Origin of the sequence: Streptomyces sp. NPDC058964 (assembly GCF_042741275.1) — a bacterium.
GTDB lineage: Bacteria > Actinomycetota > Actinomycetes > Streptomycetales > Streptomycetaceae > Streptomyces.
Window position 1 is genome coordinate 1 of sequence record NZ_JBHYKH010000348.1, and the last position, 9,653, is coordinate 9,653.

At 69.1% G+C, this 9,653-nt stretch carries 10 protein-coding genes; 2 read left to right on the forward strand and 8 right to left on the reverse strand.

The window, feature by feature from the left end; translation table 11 throughout:
- Window positions 1-1,033: MFS transporter (locus ACFW2E_RS32315; protein WP_384471050.1), on the reverse strand; the 1,033-nt coding region annotated here is incomplete at its 3' end.
- Window positions 1,034-1,167: 134 nt separating this feature from the next.
- On the opposite strand from ACFW2E_RS32315, the gene ACFW2E_RS32320 reads away from it, so the two are divergent.
- Window positions 1,168-2,184 carry a LacI family DNA-binding transcriptional regulator gene (locus ACFW2E_RS32320; RefSeq protein WP_384471052.1) on the forward strand — a complete coding sequence of 339 codons (1,017 nt, stop codon included), beginning with the start codon at window positions 1,168-1,170 and terminating at the stop codon, window positions 2,182-2,184.
- 82 nt (window positions 2,185-2,266) lie between these two features.
- On the opposite strand, the gene prcA is transcribed toward ACFW2E_RS32320, so the two are convergent.
- The 6 genes from prcA to arc all read right to left on the reverse strand — a co-directional run bounded on the left by prcA (window position 2,267) and on the right by arc (window position 8,240).
- A complete protein-coding gene (gene prcA, locus ACFW2E_RS32325; RefSeq protein WP_384471056.1) occupies window positions 2,267-3,004 on the reverse strand; it encodes a proteasome subunit alpha in 738 nt (245 codons plus the stop codon).
- 61 nt (window positions 3,005-3,065) lie between these two features.
- A complete protein-coding gene (gene prcB / locus ACFW2E_RS32330) occupies window positions 3,066-3,911 on the reverse strand; it encodes a proteasome subunit beta (protein WP_384471059.1) in 846 nt (281 codons plus the stop codon).
- Window positions 3,863-4,297 (reverse strand): endonuclease VII domain-containing protein, encoded by a 435-nt coding sequence (locus ACFW2E_RS32335; RefSeq protein ID WP_384471062.1) that lies wholly within the window; start codon window positions 4,295-4,297, stop codon window positions 3,863-3,865. Before ACFW2E_RS32335 ends, prcB begins: the two co-directional genes overlap by 49 nt.
- 17 nt (window positions 4,298-4,314) lie before the next feature.
- Window positions 4,315-4,533 carry a ubiquitin-like protein Pup gene (locus ACFW2E_RS32340; protein ID WP_384471065.1) on the reverse strand — a complete coding sequence of 73 codons (219 nt, stop codon included), beginning with the start codon at window positions 4,531-4,533 and terminating at the stop codon, window positions 4,315-4,317.
- 189 nt (window positions 4,534-4,722) lie between these two features.
- Window positions 4,723-6,234, reverse strand: coding sequence for a depupylase/deamidase Dop (gene dop, locus ACFW2E_RS32345; RefSeq protein ID WP_384471068.1), 1,512 nt, complete (start codon window positions 6,232-6,234; stop codon window positions 4,723-4,725).
- A 239-nt stretch (window positions 6,235-6,473) separates the two neighbouring features.
- A complete protein-coding gene (gene arc, locus ACFW2E_RS32350) occupies window positions 6,474-8,240 on the reverse strand; it encodes a proteasome ATPase (protein WP_384471071.1) in 1,767 nt (588 codons plus the stop codon).
- Window positions 8,241-8,484: 244 nt separating this feature from the next.
- Between arc and ACFW2E_RS32355 the strand changes: the two genes are divergently transcribed.
- The gene (locus ACFW2E_RS32355) at window positions 8,485-8,790 is read left to right on the forward strand and encodes a ferredoxin (protein ID WP_384471073.1); all 306 of its coding nucleotides are present in this window, start codon (window positions 8,485-8,487) and stop codon (window positions 8,788-8,790) included.
- Window positions 8,791-8,882: 92 nt separating this feature from the next.
- On the opposite strand, the gene ACFW2E_RS32360 is transcribed toward ACFW2E_RS32355, so the two are convergent.
- Window positions 8,883-9,464, reverse strand: coding sequence for a hypothetical protein (locus tag ACFW2E_RS32360; RefSeq protein ID WP_384471075.1), 582 nt, complete (start codon window positions 9,462-9,464; stop codon window positions 8,883-8,885).
- Window positions 9,465-9,653: the final 189 nt, after the last annotated feature.

Here is a 9,653-nt window from a genome sequence, read left to right on the forward strand (position 1 = left end):
CGGGGGGGTTGGTTTTTGTGTAACCGCCACTGGCGGTCCCGGGGCCGCGGGGGGGGGGCGGCGCGCCGCCCCCCACGGCACCGGCTTGGGCCGGCCCCGGCACCCCGCCGCCCACCACCGACAGCAGCACCATCGCCACCGCGCCGGGCATCAGCGTCAGCGGCAGATAACACACCGCCAGAAGCCCCACCAGGACCCGCAGTCGCCGCTCCGGCGCACCGGCCCACCGCCGCGCCCCGTACCCGGTCCCGCCCAGCAGCGCGCCCAGCCCCAGCCCGGCCATCAGCCAGCCGTACACCGCGTCGCCGCCGTGCTCGTCGGCGTACGGCACGGAGGCGACCGTGATGGCGCCCATCGCGATGCCCACGAAGAGGAACGAGGCGAGCAGCGCCAGCAGCCCCGGCGACCTGAGCGCGCCCAGCCAGTGCGCCTCGCGCGGCGCCGAACGCCACGCGCGCGAGGGCGGCGAGACGACCACGGAGAGCGCCCCGAGCACGCCGACGGCGTTCAGGACGAGCAGCGCTGCCCGCTCCGACCACAGCGACGCGCACAGCGTCACCAGCAACGGCCCCACGGTGTACATCACTTCCTGGGCCACGGCGTCCATGGCGTACGCCGTGTGCACCTGCTCCTCCCGGCGCAGCACCGACGGCCACAGGGCGCGCAGACCGCCCTCCAGGGGCGGGGTGAACAGCCCGGCCGCCGCCACGGCGGCGTACGCGGAGGGCAGCGGGTCGATGCCGCCGAAGGCGAAGACCGTCATGGCGAGGGCCGACAGGACCGCGGCCGGCAGCTGCACCCGCGGCTGCCCGTGCACGTCCACCAGCCGCCCGAGCACGGGCTGCCCCACGGCGTTGGCGACCCCGTAGACGGCCGCCAGCGCCCCGGCGAGGCTGTAGGTGCCGCCCTCGGCACGGACGAACAGCACCAGCACGATCGCCGCCGTCGCGTTCGGCAGCCGGCCCACCAGCGTGCCCACCAGCAGCCGGGCCGCGTACCTCGCCCTGAGGATCTCCACGTATCCCGCGGCCATGTCCCACCTTCACGTGTTACGTATAACGTCCACTGTCATACGTACCATGTGCGCTGTTCAGGAGTCCAGACGGCCGACAGCGACCGCCGGTGGCACAGCAGCAGCACAACAGCACACGAAGGAGCGCACCCACGGTGGCACGCAGCAGCACGCGCCCGACGAGCCGTGACGTCGCACAGGCCGCCGGCGTCTCCCAGGCGGCCGTCTCACTCGTACTCGGCGACAAATGGCGCGGCCGCGTCTCGGAAACCACCGCCGAACGCGTACGCGAAGCCGCACGCGACCTCGGCTACCGGCCCAACCTCGCCGCCCGCAACCTCCGCCTCGGCCGGACCCGCACCGTACTCCTCGTCGTCCCGGCCCTCACCACCGAATTCTTCGCCGGCGTCTACACCGGCGCCGCCGCAGTCGCCGCCCAGCACGGCTTCGGCGTCGTCCTCTACCCCTCCCCCGAAGGCATCGGCCCCGCCCGCAACCCCTTCGCCTCCGCACAGGCCGCCCTCGACGGCGTCATCGCCTCCTCCATGGCCGCCGACGCCCTCACCGCCATCCGCGGCGACCAGCTCCCCCTCGTCATGCTCGACAGCGACCCCGAAGGCAGCCTCGGCGCCGCCACCGTCAACCTCGACATCGCCGACGGCGTCCGCCAGGTCGCCGACCACCTCCTGGACCTCGGCCACCGCCGCTTCCTGCACCTCGCCGCCGACATCGCCTCCTGGACCTTCGAGGTACGCGCGCGAGAACTGGCCGCACGCCTCGGCACCACCCCCGGCACCGACCTGCGCACCATCCACGCCCCCATCTCCATCGAGGGCGCCCTGCGGGCCACCGAGACCGCCCTCGCCGCACCCGGACCCCGCCCCACGGCCCTGGTGTGCGACGACGACAAGCTCGCGGCAGGCGCCTACAAAGCCCTCCGCCGCCTGGGCCTGCGCGTCCCCGACGACATCTCGGTAACCGGCCTCGACGACCTCGCCCTCGCCACCGCCATCGACCCCGAGCTCACCACCGTGCGCCTCGACGCGGAGCTCTTCGGCGAACGCGGCATGCAGGCCCTTCTGGCCGTCCTGGAGGGCCGGGAGCCCGGCGGCGGCGACATCCCCGTGCAACTGGTCGTACGCGGCTCCACGGCGCCGCCACGGGACCGCTGACCGCACGGATGACACCCGGCACTACGACCGTGCCCCGGCCGATGACAGCCGGCCGGGGCACACGGGGCGAGGTGGGACGGGACTACTCCTCCTCGGAGCTCTCCGCCTCCGTGGCCGCGCCGTCCGCCTCCAGAAGACGGGACAGCTGACGGCCGACGATGCGCTTGAACTTGCGCTGCTGCGGACGCGTCCGGTCCAGCACCGCGACCTCCAGGCGCTCGGCGGGAATCTCCCGCTCGGTGCCGTTCGTGTCACGGGACAGGGCCTGCACGGCCAGCTTCAGCGCCTCCGCGAGACTCATGCCGTCCTGGTGACGCTGGTCCAGGAAACCGCTGATCTGCTCGGCGTTGCCGCCGACTGCGACCGAGCCGTGCTCGTCCACGATCGACCCGTCGTGCGGCAGCCGGTAGATCTGGTCACCCTCGGGCGTGTCGCCGACCTCCGCGACGACCAGCTCCACCTCGTACGGCTTCTCGGCCGCGCTGGAGAAGATCGTGCCCAGCGTCTGGGCGTAGACGTTGGCGAGACCGCGGGCGGTCACGTCGTCCCTGTCGTAGGTGTAACCGCGCAGATCGGCATAGCGCACGCCGCCGATGCGCAGATTCTCGTACTCGTTGTACTTGCCGGCGGCCGCGAAGCCGATCCGGTCGTAGATCTCGCTGAACTTGTGCAGCGCGCGGGACGGGTTCTCACCGACGAAGACAATGCCGTCGGCGTACTGCAGCACGACCAGGCTGCGACCACGAGCGATGCCCTTGCGGGCGTACTCCGCCCGGTCGGCCATGGCCTGCTGGGGTGAGACATAGAACGGCGTCGACACCGGTTATCCGTCCCTTTCTGTCGAAGTCACTGCGATCACCTTGAAAAGACGGGCCGCCGGGCTAGAGCAGCGCGGCCCGCGGGCCGTCCGGCTCCTCCAGACGCCGCGCCAGCACCGCATGGGCGATCTCGGAGGACTCGTCCTCGGTGAGCCGGCGGAAACCGTCCTCGGTGATCACGGTGACGATGGGGTAGATCCGGCGGGCGACATCGGGACCACCGGTCGCCGAGTCGTCGTCTGCCGCGTCGTACAGAGCCTGGACCACCAGCGTGGTGGCCTGGTCCTCGGCCAGGTCGTCACGGAACAGCTTCTTCATCGCACCGCGCGCGAAGATCGAGCCCGAACCGGTGGCGGCGAAATTGTGCTCCTCGGAACGGCCGCCCGTCACGTCGTAGGAGAAGATCCGGCCCTTGGCCCGGTCGACGTCGTAACCGGCGAAGAGCGGCACCACGGCCAGACCCTGCATGGCCATGCCGAGGTTGGACCGGATCATGGTCGACAGCCGGTTCGCCTTGCCCTCCAGCGACAGCTGGGCACCCTCGACCTTCTCGAAGTGCTCCAGCTCCAGCTGGAAGAGCTTGACCATCTCGACGGCGAGACCCGCCGTACCGGCGATGCCCACGGCCGAGTACTCGTCGGCCGGGAACACCTTCTCGATGTCCCGCTGCGCGATGACGTTGCCCATGGTGGCCCTGCGGTCACCGGCGAGCACGACACCGCCCGGGAACGTCACGGCGACGATGGTGGTGCCGTGCGGCGCCTCGATCACACCCTGGGTGGGCGGCAGCTGCCGCTTTCCGGGGAGCAGCTCGGGCTGGTGCTCGGAGAGGAAGTCCATGAACGAAGAGGACCCTGGCGTCAGGAAGGCAGCTGGTAGACGCCCGGTGCCACGAGTATTGGCTTCCACGAGTTTCCTTCCAGATAGGCGGCGGCCCGGCGTACGGCGTCAGGAACGTCGCCCAACTTGCCGATGGCCGAATTGCAGTTGAAGCACAGTACGCCACGGACCCTACCCGTCTTGTGGCAGTGATCCACATGTACGGCCGGAGCCTTTGGGCAGATCACGCAGAGCCCCTTCTGGGAGGCGACCATCGCGTCACGCTCGGATTCGGTGAGGCCGTAGTTGCGTCTCAGGCGGCCCGCGCGCCCCTTGGCCGCCCAGCACTCCCGACAGCGGGCCTGCAACCCGTCAAGGGCTGCCTTGTCACTGGCGAAGGCTGCTCGCGGCCTGGGCTCCTTGCACCGCGAGCAACGCTTCACGCTGTCTTCGATTGCCAACCTCAGCGCCGTCATGACCTTCGTTTCGAAGGCTACTCGCCGCCCTTCTGAACGAAACTTCGAACGAAGTCCTCTGCATTCTCCTCGAGGACATCGTCAATCTCGTCCAGGACGGAGTCCACGTCGTCGCTCAGCTTCTCGTGGCGCTCCTTGAGGTCGTCGGAGGCCTGTGCTTCCTGCGTCTGCTCCTCGACCTCCTCCGTGGAGCGCGTCGCCTTCTGCTGGCCGCCGCCGGTGTCCTTGGTCGCCATAACCCTCACCCCGCTCAGTTCGCCCGACATGGTCGACAGGTCGGCATTCCTGCCGATCGGTGATGATCAGACCCTACAAGCCGGGTCCGACATCGGCCCCGCAGTTTCTCCAACGTACGGGGGCCACCTCGATGATTCCCGGCCGCCGGGGTTTCCACCCCGGTCGCCCGATGCGGTCCGAGCGCCTTCTCAGCCGCCCGAAAGGACCCTGACCAGGTCTTCTGCCGTGCGACAGCGGTCCAGGAGCTCCTTGACGTGATTACGCGTTCCGCGAAGCGGTTCGAGGGTTGGGACGCGCTGGAGGCTGTCACGTCCGGGCAGGTCGAAGATGACCGAGTCCCAGGAGGCCGCCGCGACGTCGTCGGCGTACTGCTCCAGGCAGCGTCCGCGGAAGTAGGCGCGGGTGTCCTCCGGCGGCTTCGTACGGGCCCGCTCGACCTCGGACTCGTCCAGGAGCCGCTTCATGCGTCCCCGGGCCACCAGGCGGTTGTAGAGGCCCTTCTCGGCCCGTACGTCCGCGTACTGGAGGTCGACGAGGTGCAGCCGGGCGGCGTCCCAGTCGATGCCGTCGCGGCGGCGGTAGCCCTCCATGAGTTCTCGCTTGGCCACCCAGTCCAGTTCGCCGGCGAGGCTCATCGGGTCGTTCTCGAGCCGGTTGAGGGTGTCCTCCCAACGGCTGAGGACGTCCTTGGTCTGTTCGTCGGCGTCCGCCCCGAAGCGCTCCTCGACGTACTTGCGGGACAGCTCGAAGTACTCCATCTGGAGCTGGACCGCGGTGAGTGTGCGTCCGCTGCGGAGCGTGACCAGACGCTTGAGCGTCGGGTCGTGCGAGACCTGGTGGAGGGTGCGTACGGGCTGGTCCACCGCCAGGTCGACCGCGATGAAGCCGTCCTCGATCATCGACAGCACCAGGGCCGTCGTGCCCAGCTTCAGGTAGGTCGAGATCTCCGACAGGTTGGCGTCGCCGATGATCACGTGGAGCCGGCGGTACTTCTCCGCGTCGGCGTGGGGTTCGTCGCGGGTGTTGATGATCGGGCGTTTGAGGGTCGTCTCCAGGCCGACCTCGACCTCGAAGTAGTCCGCGCGCTGGCTGAGCTGGAAGCCGTGCTCGTGGCCGTCCTGGCCGATGCCGACGCGGCCCGCGCCGGTGAAGACCTGGCGGGAGACGAAGAAGGGCGTCAGGTGGCGCACGATGTCCGAGAAGGCGGTCTCCCGCTTCATCAGGTAGTTCTCGTGCGTGCCGTAGGAGGCGCCCTTGTTGTCGGTGTTGTTCTTGTAGAGGTGGATGGGCTGGGCGCCGGGGAGCTGGGCGGCCCGTTCGGCGGCCTCCGCCATGATGCGCTCACCGGCCTTGTCCCAGAGGACGGCGTCGCGGGGGTTGGTGACCTCCGGTGCGCTGTATTCGGGGTGTGCGTGGTCGACGTAGAGGCGGGCGCCGTTGGTGAGGATGACGTTGGCGAGGCCGATGTCCTCGTCGGTGAGCTGGCTGGCGTCGGCGGCCTCGCGGGCGAGGTCGAAGCCCCGGGCGTCCCGCAGTGGGTTCTCCTCCTCGAAGTCCCAGCGGGCCCGGCGGGCCCGGTGCATCGCCGCCGCGTAGGCATTGACGATCTGGGATGAGGTGAGCATGGCATTGGCGTTGGGGTGGCCGGGGACGGAGATCCCGTACTCCGTCTCGATGCCCATTACTCGCCGTACGGTCATGCGGCCCTCCTTGCCCGGCGGCACCCTCGGTCGTGGACGCCGCTCAAGTACCGCTGGCGCTCCGGTGCGTGTGCGGTGCCCGTCCCCGCACTGCGCGACTCGGCGGTAGGAAAGAGCCTAGAACGCCTCCGCGCCGGTGGGGAGATCATTTGCGTCATTGCCTGCTCCAGCCGTGGCCTGCAAAACAGTCGGGGGGGGGGTCCCCGGGGGGGGGCCCCCCCCCCCCCCCCGCCCCGCCTTTACAGGTACTGGCCGGTGTTCGCCACCGTGTCGATGGAGCGTCCGGTGTCCGCGCCCTGCTTTCCGGTGATGAGGGTACGGATGTAGACGATCCGTTCGCCCTTCTTACCGGAGATGCGGGCCCAGTCGTCGGGGTTGGTGGTGTTGGGCAGGTCCTCGTTCTCCTTGAACTCGTCCACGCAGGCCTGGAGCAGGTGGGAGACGCGGAGACCCTTCTGGTTGTGCTCGAGGAATTCCTTGATCGCCATTTTCTTGGCGCGTCCGACAATGTTTTCGATCATGGCGCCGGAGTTGAAGTCCTTGAAGTAGAGGACTTCCTTGTCACCGTTGGCGTAGGTGACCTCCAGGAAGCGGTTTTCCTCGGATTCGGCGTACATGTGCTCGACCGCGGTCTGGATCATGCTCTGGACCGTGACGCCCTTGTCGCCGCCGTGCTCGCCGAGGTCGTCCGCGTGCAACGGGAGGCGCTCGGTGAGGTACTTCCCGAAGATGTCCTTGGCCGCTTCGGCGTCGGGACGCTCGATCTTGATCTTCACGTCGAGCCGGCCGGGGCGCAGGATGGCGGGGTCGATCATGTCCTCGCGGTTGGAGGCACCGATCACGACCACGTTCTGCAGGCCCTCCACGCCGTCGATCTCGGCGAGCAGCTGCGGGACGATGGTGTTCTCCACGTCCGAGCTGACGCCGGAGCCACGGGTGCGGAAGAGGGATTCCATCTCGTCGAAGAAGACGATCACGGGGGTGCCCTCGCTGGCCTTCTCCCGTGCGCGCTGGAAGACGAGGCGGATCTGACGCTCGGTCTCGCCGACGTACTTGTTGAGGAGCTCGGGGCCCTTGATGTTGAGGAAGAAGCTCTTGCCGGCGGCCTGGCCGGTCACCTCCGCGACCTTCTTGGCGAGAGAGTTGGCCACGGCCTTGGCGATGAGCGTCTTTCCGCATCCGGGAGGCCCGTAGAGCAGGACTCCCTTCGGCGGCCGGAGCTCGTGCTCCTTGAACAGGTCCGGGTAGAGGTACGGCAGCTCGACCGCGTCGCGGATGGCCTCGATCTGGCCGCCGAGGCCGCCGATCTGCTCGTAACCGATGTCGGGGACCTCTTCGAGGACGAGTTCCTCCACCTCGCTCTTGGGGACGATCTCGTAGACGTAGCCGGAGCGCGGTTCGAGCAGCAGGGCGTCGCCGGGGCGGATGGTGACGTCCAGCAGCGGCTCGGCGAGCCGTACCACCCGTTCCTCGTCGGTGTGCCCGAGCACCAGGGCCCGCTCGCCGTCCTCGAGGATCTCCTTGAGGGTGACGATGTCCCCGACGCGCTCGTACTCCATGGCCTCGACCACGTTGAGCGCCTCGTTGAGCATGACTTCCTGGCCGCGCCTGAGGTCGTCGAGGTCGACGCTGGGGCTGACGTTCACGCGGAGCTTGCGGCCGCCGGTGAAGATGTCGGCCGTGCTGTCCTCGTTGGCCTGCAAGAAGACCCCGAAGCCGGCCGGTGGCTGGGCGAGCCGGTCGACCTCTTCCTTGAGGGCCACGATCTGGTCTCGGGCCTCGCGGAGCGTGTTGGCGAGTCGCTCGTTCTGGGCGGACACGCCGGCCAGATTCGTCTGCAGCTCGACGATCCGCTCTTCGAGAATCCTCGTGTGTCGCGGAGAGTCGGCGAGCTTGCGTCGCAGGACGGCGATCTCCTGCTCAAGGTAGGCGATCTGCCCGGCCGGGTCGTCGGACCCTCGTCCCGGGCGGATGCCGCGGTTCATGTCGTCGTCGTGGGCTGCCACGGTCCTCACCTCCTCCAAGGGGAGCTGGACGCTTCCAGACCCTACCTGGGTGGGTGTCGATTGAAACCCCTAGATCACAAAGACTGTCAAGGAGTGTCCGATCTTCACCCTTGCGCTCTCCCTCACGCCAGGGGAATACCCACCGAACATGATTGGGAAGCCGCCGGAGGTAGGCTCGAAGCGTTCAACACCCGCCGGAGCTGGCCGGATTCCCGTCAGGCCCGGCGCAGAAACGGCAGGAGAGATGACCGTGCAGCAGGAGGCCCCGGCCGGCAGTGAGGCGCTGGAGGTCTGGATCGACCAGGATCTGTGTACGGGCGACGGGATCTGCGCCCAGTACGCGCCCGAGGTGTTCGAGCTGGACATCGACGGCCTGGCCTATGTGAAGGGCGCGGACGACGAGCTGTTGCAGGCCAAGGGGGCAGTGACGGCGGTGCCGTTGCCGCTTCTGACGGACGTGGTGGATTCGGTGCGGGAATGTCCCGGCGAGTGCATCCACGTGCGTCGGGTTTCGGACAGGGTCGAGGTCTACGGACCCGACGCGGAGTGATACCGCGGACACGCGGCGTGATATTTGTCTGATTTCTCACACGCCCTGGGTTCCCAGGGCGTGTTTGGCATGTCCGGGTCCTGCGTCGGGGCTCAGACGCTGTGGGTGCCGACGGGTGTGGAGCGGACGAACGCGCCGCCCTTCCACTGCCACTTGGCCGGTGTCTTCACGTCGGGGCAGCAACTGGGCACATCGGACGAGGAGTAGCCGAGCAGGGTCGCGGTGACGGCTCCGGCCCGGACGGTGAAGTCGGTGACGGTGAACCGGTCCTTGGGGGCGACGAGGGTCGCGACTATTCGGGGCCGGTCGGCGCCGGCGGCCCGGGTGAGGACGTACACGGCGTCGGGCGGGGTGCCCATGGGGGCGTTGCAGTGCACCACGACGACCGTTTCGGGGCGGCCGTCACCGTCGAGGTCTCCAGTGGCCTTCTTCTGGACCACTGCCTTCACCGGACCGCATTCCAAGGGGAAGTGGACGCCCCGGGTGCTGGGTGGCGCGGCGGCCGCGGGGGCGGATTTCGCCTCGGTGCCGGCGGTGGGCTGGGCGGCTGTGGCCGAGCCGGGCTGCAGGACGGAGGAGAGGGCCACGACTCCGGCGACAGCGGTTGCGGTCGCGACCCAGTGGATGGGCCGGGCGTGGGTGTGTGCCAGTTCCGGGACGGCGGATTGCTGCACTAGGAGTGTCTCCTGTGGTGGCTGTGCCGGTGGGGGGGTGGCCAGCATGGTGCCACACGTCACAGTGCGGGGGACCGGCGGGGTCCGGGATTTCCGCAGGCGATGGGCCTGGAGGCGGGGCCGGGCTTACGGATCCTGGTGCCCTGCCAACGCACACGCGCCGCGGCGGAGTTCCCGTGTGGTCCCGGG